The sequence below is a fragment of the Maribacter aquimarinus genome (assembly GCF_047345505.1).
Taxonomy (GTDB): Bacteria; Bacteroidota; Bacteroidia; order Flavobacteriales; family Flavobacteriaceae; genus Maribacter.
In genome coordinates this window covers 24,203-39,969 of the sequence record NZ_JBLFEO010000008.1, presented here as the reverse complement: position 1 = coordinate 39,969, position 15,767 = coordinate 24,203, and the positions used below count along the sequence as shown (strand labels likewise).

The 15,767-nt window shown below is 53.8% G+C and carries 13 protein-coding genes; 8 read left to right on the top strand and 5 right to left on the bottom strand.

The features are described from left to right. The 8 genes from ACKWCC_RS07605 (at position 1) to ACKWCC_RS07570 (ending at position 6,742) form a co-directional block, all read left to right on the top strand. The gene (locus ACKWCC_RS07605) at positions 1–1,080 is read left to right on the top strand and encodes a phosphotransferase family protein (RefSeq protein ID WP_413995319.1); all 1,080 of its coding nucleotides are present in this window, start codon (positions 1–3) and stop codon (positions 1,078–1,080) included. Positions 1,081–1,086: 6 nt separating this feature from the next. Next, entirely contained in the window at positions 1,087–1,842 is a 756-nt protein-coding gene (locus ACKWCC_RS07600) for an SDR family NAD(P)-dependent oxidoreductase (protein WP_413995318.1), read from the top strand. Between the two features lie 6 nt (positions 1,843–1,848). Continuing rightward, positions 1,849–2,616, top strand: a complete 768-nt coding sequence (locus tag ACKWCC_RS07595) for an enoyl-CoA hydratase/isomerase family protein (RefSeq protein WP_413995317.1) — start codon at positions 1,849–1,851, stop codon at positions 2,614–2,616. A 71-nt stretch (positions 2,617–2,687) separates the two neighbouring features. After that, positions 2,688–3,689, top strand: coding sequence for an NADP-dependent oxidoreductase (locus tag ACKWCC_RS07590; protein WP_413995316.1), 1,002 nt, complete (start codon positions 2,688–2,690; stop codon positions 3,687–3,689). Continuing rightward, complete coding sequence (locus ACKWCC_RS07585; RefSeq protein WP_413995315.1) at positions 3,689–4,663, top strand: NADPH:quinone oxidoreductase family protein; 975 nt, start codon at positions 3,689–3,691, stop codon at positions 4,661–4,663. The genes ACKWCC_RS07590 and ACKWCC_RS07585 overlap by 1 nt, the downstream gene beginning before the upstream one ends. 32 nt (positions 4,664–4,695) lie before the next feature. After that, positions 4,696–5,433 (top strand): SDR family NAD(P)-dependent oxidoreductase, encoded by a 738-nt coding sequence (locus ACKWCC_RS07580; protein ID WP_413995314.1) that lies wholly within the window; start codon positions 4,696–4,698, stop codon positions 5,431–5,433. A gap of 228 nt (positions 5,434–5,661) precedes the next feature. After that, the gene (locus ACKWCC_RS07575; RefSeq protein ID WP_413995313.1) at positions 5,662–6,129 is read left to right on the top strand and encodes a MaoC family dehydratase; all 468 of its coding nucleotides are present in this window, start codon (positions 5,662–5,664) and stop codon (positions 6,127–6,129) included. Positions 6,130–6,217: 88 nt separating this feature from the next. Next, positions 6,218–6,742, top strand: coding sequence for a DUF4442 domain-containing protein (locus ACKWCC_RS07570; RefSeq protein ID WP_413995312.1), 525 nt, complete (start codon positions 6,218–6,220; stop codon positions 6,740–6,742). Between the two features lie 24 nt (positions 6,743–6,766). On the opposite strand, the gene ACKWCC_RS07565 is transcribed toward ACKWCC_RS07570, so the two are convergent. From ACKWCC_RS07565 to ACKWCC_RS07545, 5 genes are all read right to left on the bottom strand, one after another. Continuing rightward, positions 6,767–8,608, bottom strand: a complete 1,842-nt coding sequence (locus tag ACKWCC_RS07565; RefSeq protein WP_413995311.1) for an FAD-dependent oxidoreductase — start codon at positions 8,606–8,608, stop codon at positions 6,767–6,769. A gap of 92 nt (positions 8,609–8,700) precedes the next feature. Further along, positions 8,701–9,834, bottom strand: coding sequence for a glycoside hydrolase family 10 protein (locus ACKWCC_RS07560; protein ID WP_413995310.1), 1,134 nt, complete (start codon positions 9,832–9,834; stop codon positions 8,701–8,703). 116 nt (positions 9,835–9,950) lie between these two features. Next, positions 9,951–10,880, bottom strand: a complete 930-nt coding sequence (locus tag ACKWCC_RS07555) for a DUF4434 domain-containing protein (protein WP_413995309.1) — start codon at positions 10,878–10,880, stop codon at positions 9,951–9,953. Positions 10,881–10,887: 7 nt separating this feature from the next. After that, positions 10,888–12,723, bottom strand: a complete 1,836-nt coding sequence (locus ACKWCC_RS07550; protein ID WP_413995308.1) for a sodium:solute symporter family protein — start codon at positions 12,721–12,723, stop codon at positions 10,888–10,890. A gap of 24 nt (positions 12,724–12,747) precedes the next feature. Continuing rightward, on the bottom strand, positions 12,748–15,765 hold the full coding sequence (locus ACKWCC_RS07545) for a DUF5107 domain-containing protein (RefSeq protein ID WP_413995307.1): 3,018 nt from the start codon (positions 15,763–15,765) through the stop codon (positions 12,748–12,750). Between the last annotated feature and the right edge of the window lie 2 nt (positions 15,766–15,767).

Here is a 15,767-nt window from a genome sequence, read left to right as displayed (position 1 = left end):
ATGTCGGCAATCAGCAACACCAGACCCATTCGTGCCGGGGAAGAACTCCCCAAGGCAAAGCTGATGGCATTTCTGGCGCAGCACGGATTGGTGTCCTCCCCCCACGGGGAGCTGTCCGTTCGTCAATTTTCCAACGGATATTCCAACCTCACCTACTTACTGGCCTGCGAAGGAAAAGAATTTGTACTGCGCCGCCCCCCTTTTTCCGCCCCAAAACGGGGGCATGACATGGGCCGCGAATACCAGGTCTTGAAGCATTTACAACCGGTTTTTGGAAAAACCCCCACCGCCTTTGCGTTTTCGGACGGTGCCTTGCTGGGGGCGCCCTTCTACATTATGAGCAAGGTGGAAGGGGAGATCCTCACCGCAACCACCGCCAAACAGAAAAAAGTGGGGCCCCGGGCCTTCCAGACCATCGGGGCCACTTGGCTGGACGCCTTTGTGGACCTCCACACCATTGACTACCGGGAGGTGGGCCTGCAAGGTTTGGGCCGCCCTGAGGGCTATGTGGCGCGGCAGGTGACCAATTGGGGCAAACAGTATCTCGCCGCGGCCACCGAAGCCGTGGTGGAGGCCGAAAAGGTGATGCAGTGGATGGAGGAACATCAACCCAAAACCTATGGACATACCCTCATACACAACGATTTTAAGTATGACAATGTGGTGTTCAAGGACGAAAACTGGACCGAAATCACCGCCATTTTGGATTGGGAAATGTGTACCCTGGGCGATCCATTGATGGATCTTGGCACCTCCTTGGGCTACTGGACCACCCACCAAGACCCCGAATTCATGAAGCAAGGACTGCCCTCGCCCACCGTGATGGAAGGCAACCCGTCCAGGACGGACATCGTACAGCAGTACGCCCTGAAAAGCGGCAGGGATGTGGACCACATTGTGTTTTATTATGCGTACGGACTGTTCAAGATTGCGGTCATTGCCCAACAGATCTATTACCGCTACCGGCAGGGGCACACCCAAGACCCCAAGTTTGCGCAGCTGAACAAAGCATCGGCCCTGTGCTGCGCAACCGCCTGGCAGGCCATTCAAAAAAAACAAATTGATCATTTATACACATAGCGAAGCATGGACTTAAAAGACAAGGTGGTGGTCATTACCGGAGCGGGAAGCGGCATCGGTGCCGCCACGGCAAAATTGTTTGCGGCCCACAAGGCCCGCGTCACGGTCTCGGACATTGATGTGGACAAAGCCAATGAAACGGTAAAGGACATTGAAGATGCCGGGGGAAAGGCCACGGCCGCACAGACGGACGTTACCCAGTTTAAGGAGGTAGCAGCCCTGATTGCCCAAACAGTGGACACCTTTGGGCAATTGGACGTGATGGTGAACAATGCCGGCATTGGCGGCAAGCACCAACTGAAAACGGCAGTGCATGACCATGACGATTGGCACCAGGTGATCGCCGTGAACCAAACGGGCGTCTTCTACTGCATGCAGCTGGCCCTACGGCAAATGACCCAACAGGGGCATGGCGCCATTGTGAACGTGGCCTCCCTGGCCGGGCTAAAGGCCTCGGGGAACAACCTTTCGTACAGCGCAAGTAAATTTGCAGTGGTGGGCATGACCAAATCGGCCGCCTTGGAGTACGGCCGAAAAAACATCCGCATCAATGCGGTTTGCCCCGGTTTTACGCAATCTGCCCTACTGAACCAACTCTTGGCCAGCAGCGACACCATGGAAAAGAACCTGCTGCGCATGATCCCAATGGGGCGGTTTGGCGAGGCCCATGAAATTGCCGAGGCCATTTGTTGGCTGGCATCGGACCATTCCAGATTCATCACCGGACAAACCTTGACCTTGGACGGCGGAACCTCATTGTAAACCCATATGAAACACCTGAAAATCAACACAAAAGAACGCTACGCCATCGTCCAGATGAACCGGGGCAAGGTAAATGCCCTGAACCACGACATGGTGCTTGAACTGCGCAGCACCTTTGCCCGGATGGAAAAAGACCCCGCCGTGCAAGGTGTTGTGCTTACGGGACAGCCCCATTACTTTTCGGCGGGCCTGGACCTGATCGAGCTCATGACCTACAACGAGGCCCAAATACAAGAGTTCTTCAGAGATTTTGGCGCGCTGTACCTGCAACTGGTGCAGTTTGGAAAGCCGTTTGTCTCGGCCATTACCGGACACGCCCCGGCCGGGGGATGCGTGCTGGCCGTAACCAGTGACAACCGCTATATGGCAGCGGGCGACAAATACGTGATCGGCCTGAACGAAGTGGCCGTTAACATTCAGATCAGCCAAAACCTAACAGAAATATATGCCTTTTGGATGGGGCTCGGCCGCGCGAGCCGCTACCTCTTGGAAGGCAGATTATTGAGCGGGAAGGAAGCGATGGCCGCTGGTCTGGTGGACGAACTCCTGCCCCTGGAAGAGGTGCTGCCACGAGCGGAAAAGCAGCTACGGCACCATCTAACGGCAGACCCCGAAATCTGGAGAAACACCAAGGCCAAGGTCAGAAAATCCCTGTGGGAGAAATTGGACACCGATTCTGAAAACGTCCTGAAGGAGGCCGCAGCGCTCTGGTGGAAACCGGAGATCAGGAAGAAAATGGAGGCCTATGTGGCACATTTTACCCGCAAAAAATAATGCTGGACGGTGATTCTTGACCACTGCAACAGTGCAACGCCCCTTTTTGGGAAAAAATAAAACCAATAATGATGAACAAGCAACTCTTATTTGTAAAGCGCCCAACGGGCAAGGCCGAAGCGGACACCTGGAATTTGGTGGAAAACCCCATCCCGGAAATTGGCGATGGCGACATCTTGATCAAACAGCACTATATTTCCTTGGACCCCGCCATGCGGGGCTGGATGAACAACGCCAAATCGTACATCGCCCCCATGGAAATTGGGTCGGTGATGCGGGCAGGTTCCGTGGGCGAAGTGGTACGGTCCAACAACAAAAAGTTCAAGGTGGGCGATTTTGTGGCCGGGACCGGGGGCGTGCAACAGTACACGGCCACGGACGGCCAGGGCTATTACCCGGTGGATCCCAAACTCGCCCCATTGCCCACTTACATAGGCACCTTGGGAATGACCGGGATGACCGCCTATTTTGGCATTACCGAGGTGGGGCAAATAAAGGCCGGCGATGTGGTCCTGGTTTCCGGTGCCGCGGGTGCCGTGGGCAGCGTGGTGGGCCAAGTGGCAAAAATCAAGGGCTGTACCGTGGTGGGCATCGCTGGCGGTGCCGAAAAATGTGCTTATGTGGTGAACGAACTGGGCTTTGACGCCTGTATTGACTATAAAAATGAGAACGTGGCCTCACGGTTCAAGGAAGAATGTCCCAAGGGCATAGATGTCTATTTTGACAATGTGGGCGGCGATATCTTGGACATTGCCCTGACCCGCTTAAAGCGGCACGCGCGCATTGTCATCTGCGGCGCCATATCGCAGTACAACAACAAAACGGCGGTGAAAGGCCCCAGCAACTATCTGGCACTATTGGTAAGCCGCGCCACCATGCAGGGCATGGTGGTGTTTGATTATGCCGACCGTTACAAAGAGGGCGCCATGCAGTTGGGAGCATGGATGGCCCAAGGCAAACTCAAGAGCAAAGAGGCGGTGTACGAGGGCATAGAAAACTTCCCGCAGACCTTTGATCGGCTGTTCTCTGGAGAGAAATTGGGGAAGTTGGTGCTAAAGGTAATTGAAGACTGATGCGGGCCATACGATGCAACACCTACGGGCCGCCATCTACATTGGCCCTGGAGACCGTTCCAGAGCCCGTGCCAGGAGAAATGGAGGTATTGGTACAGGTGAAGGCCTGTGGCGTGAACTTCCCGGACACGCTCATCATTCAGGGCAAATACCAGTTTAAGCCCCAACTGCCCTTTACCCCCGGCAGCGACCTGGCCGGTATTGTAAAGGCGGTTGGCCCAGGGGTTTCCCACCTCCAGGTGGACGATGAGGTGTTTGGTTTTGTGGCCCACGGGGCGATGGCAGAAGCGGTTTTGGTGCCCGCTAAGGCGTGCTTTTTAAAGCCAAGGGGCATGTCCTTTCCCATTGCCGCGTCCTTTTTAATGGCCTACGGTACCTCCTTCCATGCCCTAAAGGACCGGGGCAAACTGCAAGCGGGCGAAACGCTATTGGTACTGGGAGCTGCCGGTGGAGTGGGCCTGGCAGCGGTGGAACTGGGCAAATTAATGGGCGCCAGGGTCATTGCCGCGGCCTCCTCAAAGGAAAAACTGGACCTGTGCAAAAAACATGGTGCAGACCAAACCATGAACTACGGGGTGCAGGACATCAAAGCCACGCTAAAGGAGCTTACCCAAAACAAAGGGGTGGATGTGGTGTACGACCCGGTTGGGGGCAACTTCTCGGAAGCCGCCTTTAGGGCCATGGGCTGGAACGGACGCCACCTGGTGGTGGGCTTTGCCGCGGGCGAGATTCCCAAATTGCCCCTAAACCTTCCCCTGTTGAAAGGGGCATCCGTGGTCGGGGTCTTCTGGGGCGCCTTTGCGATGAAATTTCCAAAAGAAAATTTGGCCAACACCAAAACCCTGATGCAGTGGCAGGCAGATGAAAAACTGAAACCCCATATCCATGCCACCTACCCGCTAAGAAACGCTCCCGAGGCATTGGAGGAGATGATGCAACGCAAAGTGAGCGGCAAATTGGTGATCGAGATGTAAGAAGATGTTAAACGTAATCCTTAAAAAAAAACATGAGACTAAAAGACAAAATAGCGATCGTAACCGGTGGCGCCCGGGGCATTGGGGAAGCCATTGCGGCACTGTTTGCCCAAGAGGGCGCCACCGTGATCATCATTGACCTGCTGGAACAGGGCGCCGAAGTGGCCAAACGCATTGTGGCCAAGGGAGGCAGGGCCAGCTACCATAACGTTTCAGTGACCGATAAGCAAGGTATTGAAACCCTCTTCGCGGCTGTGCACAAAAAATATGGCAAAATTGATATCCTCATCAACAATGCCGGCATCACCAAAGACCGCACCCTGGAAAAAATGAGCATGGAAGAATGGGATGCGGTGGTGGAGGTGAACCTCAAAGGAGTGTTCATCTGCACCCAAGCGGTGGCCCCCTATATGAAAGCCAAGCGCTACGGCCGCATTGTCAGTGCCGCCTCCAACGTGGGGCTTCGCGGCAATTTTGGCCAAACAAATTACGCGGCAACCAAGGCCGGGGTCATAGCCATGAGCAAAACCTGGACCATGGAACTTGGCAAATACGGCATTACGGCCAATGCGGTGGCCCCTGGCTTCACCCTGACCGATATGGTGGCCCAAATACCCGAGCCGCACATGGAGGCCATTAAGGCCAGTATCCCCCTGAAAAAGGTGGCACGGCCCATGGACATTGCCTACGGCTATCTCTACCTGGCGTCCGATGAGGCCCAGTTCGTGTCCGGCATCTGCCTTACCATTGACGGGGGCATGTCCCGATGACGGTCTTGGGATGCACAAACCCAAGGCCACAGAACGGAACGATCACTGGCCACGGACCCGGGTTGCTGCCCAAGGGCCACCAAATAGAGACGGGAAAAGGCACGTCACGGGGAAACTTGGGCAGCCGCAACGTTTTGGGGCGATAGACAAAATTGAGCAAAACAGAAAGGGATCATAAAGGGTACCGGCAAAAAACGGTCCATGTTCCCCAGAAAAACACCCAACATTATGGCATTGGTTGAGATACCGGACTTAAAAACACTAAAAGAGATGGAGGGGCAGTCCCTGCCACCGGGCCAGTGGCTTACCGTAACCCAGGAAATGATCAATGATTTTGCCCAGGCCACCCAAGATTTTCAATGGCTGCACGTGGATGCCGAGAAGGCCGCGACCCATTCGCCCTTTAAAAAAACCATTGCCCATGGGTTCATGTCGGTGGCCCTCTTGTCCAAACTCTTAACGGATGTGCTCCGGGTAAAATCGGCCACGATGGGGATCAACTACGGGCTGAACAAGGTACGCTTCCCCGCTGCCGTCTTGGTGGACAGCGACATACGGCTGTTGGTCAAAATAAGCACCGTGGAGGCTTATGCGGAGCGTGGCGTCAAAATCACCTGGCAGTGCCAAGTGGAAATAAAAGGGCACGGGAAGCCCGCCTGTGTGGCCGAATTTTTAAGTTTGATGTTTGAACCCTAGGCCAGAAGCCCTTTGGCCCACCCAACACACCCTACGATATCCCGGCTTCCGGGCCGGCACAAAACCCAACAAAAAAGGAACAACACACATGTCATTTTATCAGCGCTTGGCCAAAGTGGGCGAAAAGTACCTTCCAAAAAGCACCTTGTTCAAGTACGGTTTCAACCTATCTCCCATGTACCGGAGGAGCACGGGCAAACTTACCTCCGTTTCCAAAGATCTCTCGCACATCACCGTGGCCCTGCGCCTCTCCTACAAGAACAGGAATTTTGTGGGCACCATGTTCGGTGGCAGCATGTTCGCGGCGGTGGACCCGATTCCCATGGTCCAGTTGATGCAGCTACTGGGAGATGAATACGTGGTGTGGGACAAATCTGCCGAAATCTTTTTTAAGCGGCCGGGCACGGAGACCATGTACGCGGCCTTCCATTTTTCCGCCCAAGAACTGGAAACCATAAAAACCCGGGTGGCCAGCGCCCAGGAAATAGACTTTGTAAAAAAAACCACCCTGACCAACAAGGATGGCTCCGTGGTGTTCTGCGAGGTGCACAAGACCATCTATGTGGCCCAGAAAGGGTTTTACAAGGCCAAGAGGGCTGCGGCAAGGACCTAGCCACCAAGCGGTGGACATGCTTCCTCAGCGCACCATATTCCCCTGAAAATCCACCTCCAGATCAAAAGGTTTCAAAAGGGCATCCACCACCCAGCTCACCTGTCTTCGCGTCAGGGGTTTGCCCTCCTCCGGGTCTTTGTCCCCGGAAAGCGCATGGAGGGCGGCCCCCACTTCCTTTTGTGTGATGTTTTCGTCCACCTGGCGCAACAGGCGCACCAGAGCCTCTTGACCCAGGGGCGCACCAGGGGCGGCATAGGTGTTCAACTTGGGGAACAGTGGCAACAGCCCTTCCCACAGCTCCCGTTCCGTTACCATGCGCTCGGGATAGAACCAGGTTTCATTGGCCCACTTATAGGGCACGCCCACCCCCTTGAAGACCCCACTGGCCCCGATGCGCTGCATGGCCCCAAAGGCGTTGTCCTCTTTGTTCACGTCCATAAAGGGCATGAGGTAGGCCCCATCTGCCAACAGGGCCCGCTGTACGCTGCGCACGGACACATGGGCAGGGGGCTTGCCCTCTTTTATGCTGGTGGCCGCCAGGGCCCCGGCCGCCTGGCCAATGCCCAGGACCACGGGCTGCAGTCGCGTGGCGCCGTTGACAATATTGGAGACGCCAATGTTCTTTTCGGCCACGATGAAATGGGGCACGTTCTCCGGGATCAGCGCCCCCAAGGGCACGTTGTAACTGGGCACCTTGATGTTGATGAAATCGATTTCCGGGGTGTCCGGGTTTTTGTCGTGGTGGTGGTCTATGGGATAATCGCCCACGGCCACTCCGGTCTTGTAGAGCCCAAAATCATAGGGACGCTCCAGATGGTTTACCGTTAGGAACACCTGGGCCTTTGCCCTTCTGGCCTCCCGGTCATAGGGGATCATGGGGTAACCGTCCGCGGTGGGAAACTCGTCCATGGCCAGGCGCAGGTTGGCAAAACCGAGCTCATTTTGAATGTAATACACAAAGCCCTGGGTAAAGGACTTGGCCTTTTTAAGGGCCTCTTCCCTTTGGACCGCGTTCATATTGGGCCAGTCCACAAAAAAGTCGTTCCCGCAATTGGGCCAATTGATCATGTACTTGTCATTGGGCAACTTGCCGTAATTGAGCATCTGTTGGCAACTGGACACGCTGCCAAACATCTGGCCCCCCTCCCGCTTGCAGGCACAGGCGTAGGCCTCGGCATCATAGTCCTTGGGCTTTTTAACCAGACCACGACGGCCCTTTTTGGTTTTTACATCTTCCAAGATGGCCACATAGGTCAGGTCCTGGACAATGGTGTTGGCCTGCTCGGGGGCCTCTTTTTCCTGGGTCTCCTCCTTACTGTCCATGCCCAATCTAAAGGGAGCGCCCACCAAGGGGAGCAGCTCCCCGATCTCGGTGGCATCGACCAAGATGGTGGCCGTGATGCGTTTTTGCCTTCCTTGGTGGCGGTAGGCCACCTCCCATGATCCCCCCTTCTTGGCAACGGTTTGGTAATGGGCTTCGTACAGCACTTCGATGTTGGGGTTTTGGGCCATGTTCTTTAACACCGCATTGCCCACGGAGGGCTCAAAGAGGGTGTGGCTCACCCAGCCGGTGGCCACGGCTTTTGGCCCGCCATAGCGGGCGTAGAGACTGTCCCTGAACTCGCCCCAGATTCCGGAGGGCATTTTGTGGTTGCCATCAATGGCCGAAACCCCGGCACTGGTGAGCATGCCGCCCAACCAGGTGGTGCGTTCCAGTACGGTGACCTTGGCCCCCATCCGGGCCGCCTGTATGGCCGCCGAAGTGCCACCGGCACCACCGCCAACAATAAGGATTTCCGTTTGTTCCTGGGCGCCGAGCCATGGTCCCGCCAGGAGCATCATAAAGCACAAAAAGAATGTTTTCATCTGTTCCGTTTTACTGTTTTACATCCATCCCATGTTCTTTGCCAACATCCGTATCCCAGAATCTCGGGATTCACATTGGCCCATTGCGTCGTTCAGAATTTTTGATATCGTTTTTTAAAAAAGGTACTGTGCCACTTCAACCCTTCGTAAAAAAAGAACACTTCGTCCTCAAGGCCCAAGCGCCTGTTGGTGCGCAGCATCTTCCTCAGGAAGCGTTTGCTGGGCGTATAGTCATCTACCCGGAGCAAAATGCCGGGCACAAAGGGAATATTGGTGTTTTTGGGCATAAAGGCCAAGTTGGTCGTTAAGGTGCTGGCGTAGGCGGGGTGGTCATAGCGGTACACCTGCGGAATAATGGCATCTACCCAACCTTCCCTGACCCAGGTGGGCCAGTCCTGCAAGTATTCGTCCCGGCTCCAGGGGTAGATGCTGGGCGCCATGGTGACCTTGACACGGGCATCTGCCGCTTTTACGCTGGTGTATATCTTTTGGGCGAAGGTGTTCAGTTTCTGGGCCCGCCAGCGCACCCACTCCGCATTCTCATGGTCTTCCGGAGGGCGTTTCCCTTGGTGCTCCCCTCCGTAAAGGCCCAAGGTAAAGGGATCATAGCCCGCAGTGGACGGATTGGCAGGCAGGCGATCGTCTCCCTGGATACCGTCTATATCATAGTTGTGCACCACCTCCAAAATAAGGGACAACAAGAAATCCTGTACCTCGGGATGAAAGGCGTTCATCCACTGAAAGCCATTTTTGGACACCAATTTCCCCTGGTTGTCCAATGCCTTCCATTCGGGTTTCTTTCTCAGGATATGCCCTCCATCCGGCTCTTGATAGCTGCTGCTAAAACCAAACTCGAACCAAGCGTGCACCTTCAACCCTTCCCGGTGGGCGGCATCCAAAAGGGTCTGAAGCATATCCGACCCGGAAAACCGGGGCGCAACGGGAACTCCGAAAAGGCTGTCCATCACCGCACTGGGATACAGGGTGTGGCCGCGGTTCCAGACCACCACATAGATATTTTCCAGCCCCATGGCCTTACAATCGGACACCACTTGTTGTATGCCTTCGGGCGAATCCAAGGCCTTGCTGGCCACATCGGTTAGCCATACCCCTTTCTCGCTTTGCGCGCTTGCACTGCCAACAATGCAGAGCATTCCCGCCACTGCCCATAGCAGATCTCCCCACTTGAAATGGATTCTTTTACATAGGCTTGCCATCATCCCCATACTCATAATCGTGTTACGTTAAGCCAAATTACCTTTATGCCCATCACCCTAAGAACCATCTTACCCGCGCCACTATTTCCACAGCACACAAAGCAACCTGAAAACGTGCCGCCCTCCTACCCCAAAAAATGTTCCCTGTACCGGTTGTACAGATGTCCCGCCTGGGGGTAGGCCGACTGTGGACTCATAAAATGGGAAAACTCAAAGGTAATGGCCTTCCCGCAGCCCGCACGTTGGGCCGCTTCCAGCTTCAGCTTTAATTTTTCGAACTTTATGGGCAAAAACTTTATGGGCATGTCCCGATCAAAAGACTCCGTATTGGTCCAGGAGGTGAGGCCAACGGCATCGGCCATTTTTTTGTTCAACACCAGATAATCTTCCAACTCCTCGTAGGCCACGTGCCCATCTTGGAAGGCCACAATGTCCACACTGCCCTTGATGCCGTCAAAAATTTCGCTCCATTCCCGCTCGTGCTCCCTCAGGGAAACGGCATTGTCCTTGGACAGCGCCCGATCGGCCGCCATCACGGCCTTCTTACCGTCGATCCATGGGGAGATGAGCACCGGTAGCCCCCCGCTAAGCTGCTTGCAGTGGGTGCCCAGTTGGGCAATGGTCTCCACGGCGCCCTTGGTCCTGCGGCTCAGTTCCAGGCTCAGGTACCAGCCCCCAAAACTTTTGTGGTGGCCATATCTGGCATATACCTCCTCCAAAACGTGCAGGTTCTCATGGATCTCATGGGACATGTCCCCGGTCTCCCAATATTTTCCACTGTCATAACTGCCAAAAAACAGCTGCATCCCGTATTTTTCGGACAGTTGGAGGAAAAGTTCCACCAGATCCACCGGTGGTCTAAAACAGCCGTGCCTGTCCATTAAATACGCCGAGGGATAGGTGAGAAAGCGCTGGTAGCCGCAGCGAATGAGCACCACGGTGTCTATCCCCACGGCGCGCATGTGCGCAAAATCCCTTTCCCACTCCTTGGGTCCCCAGTTCTGGTGGGGGATGTCATGGCTGATCTCGTCTATAAACGTTCCAGTTATTTGCATGCTGTGTCTATTTTTCGTCCACCGTCTTTAGATGGTCCCACCAGTATTTCTTCAACAAGAAGCTCGTTATGATCAATACCGCGGACCAAATGACCATTTCGGTGTTCTGCCGGAGCATGAAGTAAATGGGGATCACCACCTGGGCCATCTGCCAAACAATGCCCACCAGCACATTAAAGGAATCCCGTTTAAAATCCTGGTTGGGCACAAAGCTGGGGTCCTCTGCCATCACGGCCTCCTTTATGGGCCCCCAAAAACCCCAGGGCCGTGTTTGTCTATAAAAGGCCATTACCGCTTCCTTGTTGGGCAGCGGCTCCAAAAAGGTGCCAATGACACAGCCCACAAAGGAGAAGACAAAGATGATGGGGAACACAAAAATATCCACATACTCCGGAAAGAAGATGAATTTAACGGTAGATGCCACCAGGCCAAAGAGCATGCCCCAGAAATAGCCGTTGCCGGTAAAGCGCCACCAAATCCATTTTAACACATTGGCCGCCACATAGCCCCCATAGAGCGACGAGCTCAACCAAAGGATGAGGGTGTTCAGGGAGCCCGCATTGAACCCAAAGAAAATGCCCACCATGACGAGGCCCAAGGAAGACAGGATGCTCAGGCGCACCAATTGGGCATCGGCAGCACCGGGGTTGATGTATTTCTTGTAAATGTCATTGACAATATAGGCCGGGGCGGAGTTGACAAAGGCGGCAAAGGTGCCCATAAAGGCGGCCAGGAACCCCGCCAGCATGAGTCCCTTGAGTCCCACGGGCAGAAACTGGTTGATGGCCATGGGCAGCACCTTTTCAAAATCTATGGCATCTCCCATGGCATTGAGCTCGGGGCCCATGAAGACCAGGGCCAGTACGGCGAACCCAATGATCATGAAGTAGCGGGGAAGGTAGAGCACACAGATGGTGAGAAATCCCATTTTTGCGGCTTCGGAAGGGGTCTTGGTGGCCAGGATGCGCTGCATGTCATAGCTGGGCACCGGTCCCGCGACCGAGGCGAAGATGCCCTTGAGCACCATCATCATAAAGAGCAGTCCAAAGAGATCGAACCCGTCCGAGGCGATCTTTTCATTCACCTGCGGAAACATGGTGCCGGACCAGTCCAAGTCCAACTCACTTCCAAACCAAAGGTTGTTCCATCCGTCTGGCACCACGGCGGCGATCTGTTCGCCATCGACCATGGTAAAGGCCACGATGCCCACGCCAATACAGGCAATGGTCATGATCACAAACTGCATTACCTCCGTGGCCACCACACTGTGCATGCCGCCCTTTACGGTGTAGAGCGATGTGAGTCCGCAAATGATAAGGGCATAGGACCTGGCCGAGCTCACATGGTAGCCAAAGAAATCGAAGGACATGTCCCAGGGCAAAATGGCCGTGCTGTACTTTCCTATGCCCTCAAAGAAATAGGCAATGAAGCCCAACACGCTGATCACCGCAAAGATCACAATAATGATGTGCGAGAGTTTGGCGCCCCTGCCATCTCCAAACCTAAAGGTGATCCACTCCGCCCCGGTCATGACATTGGAGCGGCGCATCCAGATGGCGAGATAGACAAAGACGAACACTTGGTTCCACACCGGCCAGAGCCAAGGTAACCAAGCGCTCTTAAGGCCATAGACAAAAAGGATGCCCACGGACCACATGGTGCCGGAAATATCGAACATGCCGGAAGCATTGCTCAGGCCCAGATAATACCAGGGCATCTCGTTCCCGCCCAAAAAATAGGATTCCATATTTTTTGAGGCTTTGTTGGAAAGGTAAAAGCCCAGGGCCAAAACGCCCACTACGTAGGCAATGACAATGGCAATGTCAATATAGGTAAGACTCATTTCAATTGGCTGGTATGGGTTGCATCAAAGGGGATTCTCTACAAAAAATTGCATCAACTTGGTTTTATGGTGGGTTGATGTTGGGATGTTGATGGGGCTCTTATCAAAGAGGGCCAGGGCATTCTTGGTGTTTTGGTCCTCTTTGGGGCGGGCATTGAACCGATCAAGATCCTTTTGTAGGTCCTCCGGACGGTTCAGCGCTCGTAGGGCCAACAACCTTAACAGGGCATTGGTCCCAAAATGGTCTTTCTCCTCATTTACATATCCCAAGACCTTTTCCAAAAAAGCAGGGACCCGGGCATCATCTCCCTGTTTGGCGGCACAAAATGCCAATGCATAATGGATTAATCTTTCATCCACATCAAAAGGTTTACCAACGCCCAGGTTTTCCGGCCATTTGCCCAAATCCCCGATCAGTGCCTTTGCCGCCAAATGGTCGTTGTTTTCCAAGGCCTCCAACAAAAGGGCATAATGCGCTTCGTCATAGATCTGTTTGCTTTCACTGGCGTGCTCAAAGGGCAAAATCTGGACGTTGGCCAAAACTTGGAGCGTTCGCTTGGGGTACCCGTTGTGCAGTAAGGCTTTGGCGTGGGCCAGGCCAATATTGTCATTCTTCGGAAACTGACCAAAGGCTGTTTCAGAACGTGCAAGTGCTTTTTCATAGGCATTATTTCCCAGATAGAACTGGATGGCGTCCAAATGGACCTTCCAGTCCGCCGGTGCCAATTCCAACGCCCTCAAGAAGTCCTTTTCCCGAACACTTGTGCCCTTTTCACGGTTCATCGCTGCCCGAAATTGATAAAAAGAGGCCACGTTGGGCCGTTCTCCCAGGGAATCCAAGATATCCAGACCTTCCTTGACCCTATCCAGGGCAATGTAGTTTTGCGCCAATAAATAGCTGAACTTCCAATGGTCCATGGTCCGGTTGGCCCATTGTAGCACCTTTAGACTCTCCCTTTTATAGGGAAAGGAAAACAGAACGGAACCCTGGCTCAACGAGCGCAATGGGGCCTTGGCCTCTCCTGGATGGTTGCGGTGTGTGAGGTAGGCGACCCATATTTCATTTTTTAGGGTGCCCGGCACCTTTTGGAGCACTTGCATCGCTTCGGTTTCCATACCAAGTTCGTGGTACCGGATGGCGGTTGTAAGGGCGGTTTCCCCTGGCAGTTCATTTTTTAAATAAGCCCATTTCCCCAAGCCTTGAACCCCTTTTTCCATGAACTGTTCTTCCACTGCGGCAAAGTGGTTCAGGGGGGAAAATTCCTTTAATGTTTTAAGAACGGCTAGGAAACCCCTTGCATCCCCTTCCTTTCTGCGAGCCACCAGCAAGACTTCCAACGCGTTTTTGTTGTACCGATTGAAATCCAACGCCCTTTGCCCGTATTCCAAGGCTTTTTTATGATTGCCTTGCTTTAGATACAACTCTGCCATTTCCCCATAGGCCAGGGAACGGTGCCCAATGTCCCTAGCCGCCCATCCCAAACTTTCCAAGGCATTTAAATGATCTCCAAGGGCCCTATGGGAAATACCGGCAAGGTAATTGGCCCTTGCATTGTAGGTGTCCATTCTGAGCACGGCATTGGCCCGGGAGAGTGCCTCCGGGTAATTGGCCCTGCGGTACTCCAATTCGGACAAGACCAAGAGTGCCTCCCTGTGGGAGCCATCCTCCTCTACCAATTGGCCCACCAATTGCCGTGCCTTTTGGTACTCCCTGAACTCCAATGCCTCCAGGGCGTCCTGATACCATTGCTGATGCTTGGAAACCACGAGTGCGGTATCTGGAAGGAATGGTCTTTTTAGGATGTGTGCATCCTTTTCATTGGTGTACTTCAGGTCTGTACCCAAAAGATGAACCTCCAGGACATTTCCTTTGGCCAAAGGAACTGAGGTGCTGGCCACCTCCATTGGACCCAGTTCCATAAGCTCATTTTTAAGCACCTTGCCATTTACCCTTATCTCCAGTCGATGCTTCAATTCTTGAAGGGCATTGAGGCTTACCCTGGCGCTTCCATTTTCCTCTTCCACATTAAGTACCGCCTCACGCGAGACCGCCTCCATACCACCAATTTCCTTTATGGGAAACCAAATCTGGGACCATTGGTCCATGACCTTCGGGGCGAAACCTACCTGACTTATGGGATTCACTGCGCCCGGCGAATACTGATCAAGTAGCCTGCCGGCCTGAAATTCTATATACTGGCCGTCCGTGTCCGTGAGCAGGTCTTCCCAAATACCGCCGGACCGGGCCAAAGACCAAAGCCAAAGTTTTTGTCCCGGCATCTCCTCATAGGGCGCCCATTGGCCAAACCCCACTTTTTCATCGTGGTAATATCCTCCGAAAAAATTCTGGTACGCCCCAACGATATGATAGGATTTGTCCTTGCCAAAATTGTTTTCCCCATACATGGCCAGATTGCGCCCTTGGGCATCCAGCGGCCAAGGATGTGCGTCTCCGTTATGCTCCACGTAAGCATTTCCTGGGATGAAAAATTCGAGGTCCATCGCGGCCCGTGCGGCTCCTGTCATCCAATTATAGTAAGATTCGGTCAAGGGTGAAGCATTGTACCAAGTGGCATTGGTCTCAAAATAGGCCGTTTTGGGCGGCAGTTTAATCTCCACCGTCCAGTGCGTATTGGAAGGAAGATCATCATTGCCAACAATACAGGCCACACTACCATCTTCATATTCCACGGTCTTATAGTTAATCGGCGTTGCGGTGGAAGGATGGTGGCCAATAATTCCAAAATTGAACTCTATTCCACCACTGGTCCAAGGGCCGCGCATGGCAATGTTGCGAAATTTTACCACCTCGTTCTTGTACAGAAACTCGTTTCCCGTACTTTTTTCCACGGCACCCCAAACCTTTCCGCCAATTTCGGGCAAGATCCAAACCTTTATAAACTCGTTCTCAAGGATCACCACGGTCCATTCCCTTTCCTTTGGCAGGTGTTGGTACTCATAAAACTTAAAATACGGGGCCAATTTTGTGTTCTGTGCGGTTATGGGAACCGCGTCCGGCTTTCCAAATCCATAGGTTTTCAAAG

What these genes read in the sequence shown, in the direction of transcription:
- ACKWCC_RS07605 (WP_413995319.1), top strand. Translation starts at nt 1, where the DNA reads ATGTCGGCAATCAGCAACACCAGACCCATTCGTGCCGGGGAAGAACTC.
- ACKWCC_RS07575 (WP_413995313.1), top strand. Translation starts at nt 5,662, where the DNA reads ATGGCATTGGTTGAGATACCGGACTTAAAAACACTAAAAGAGATGGAG.
- ACKWCC_RS07580 (WP_413995314.1), top strand. Translation starts at nt 4,696, where the DNA reads ATGAGACTAAAAGACAAAATAGCGATCGTAACCGGTGGCGCCCGGGGC.
- ACKWCC_RS07600 (WP_413995318.1), top strand. Translation starts at nt 1,087, where the DNA reads ATGGACTTAAAAGACAAGGTGGTGGTCATTACCGGAGCGGGAAGCGGC.
- ACKWCC_RS07565 (WP_413995311.1), bottom strand. Translation starts at nt 8,608, where the DNA reads ATGAAAACATTCTTTTTGTGCTTTATGATGCTCCTGGCGGGACCATGG.
- ACKWCC_RS07590 (WP_413995316.1), top strand. Translation starts at nt 2,688, where the DNA reads ATGAACAAGCAACTCTTATTTGTAAAGCGCCCAACGGGCAAGGCCGAA.
- ACKWCC_RS07555 (WP_413995309.1), bottom strand. Translation starts at nt 10,880, where the DNA reads ATGCAAATAACTGGAACGTTTATAGACGAGATCAGCCATGACATCCCC.
- ACKWCC_RS07595 (WP_413995317.1), top strand. Translation starts at nt 1,849, where the DNA reads ATGAAACACCTGAAAATCAACACAAAAGAACGCTACGCCATCGTCCAG.
- ACKWCC_RS07560 (WP_413995310.1), bottom strand. Translation starts at nt 9,834, where the DNA reads ATGGGGATGATGGCAAGCCTATGTAAAAGAATCCATTTCAAGTGGGGA.
- ACKWCC_RS07550 (WP_413995308.1), bottom strand. Translation starts at nt 12,723, where the DNA reads ATGAGTCTTACCTATATTGACATTGCCATTGTCATTGCCTACGTAGTG.
- ACKWCC_RS07570 (WP_413995312.1), top strand. Translation starts at nt 6,218, where the DNA reads ATGTCATTTTATCAGCGCTTGGCCAAAGTGGGCGAAAAGTACCTTCCA.
- ACKWCC_RS07585 (WP_413995315.1), top strand. Translation starts at nt 3,689, where the DNA reads ATGCGGGCCATACGATGCAACACCTACGGGCCGCCATCTACATTGGCC.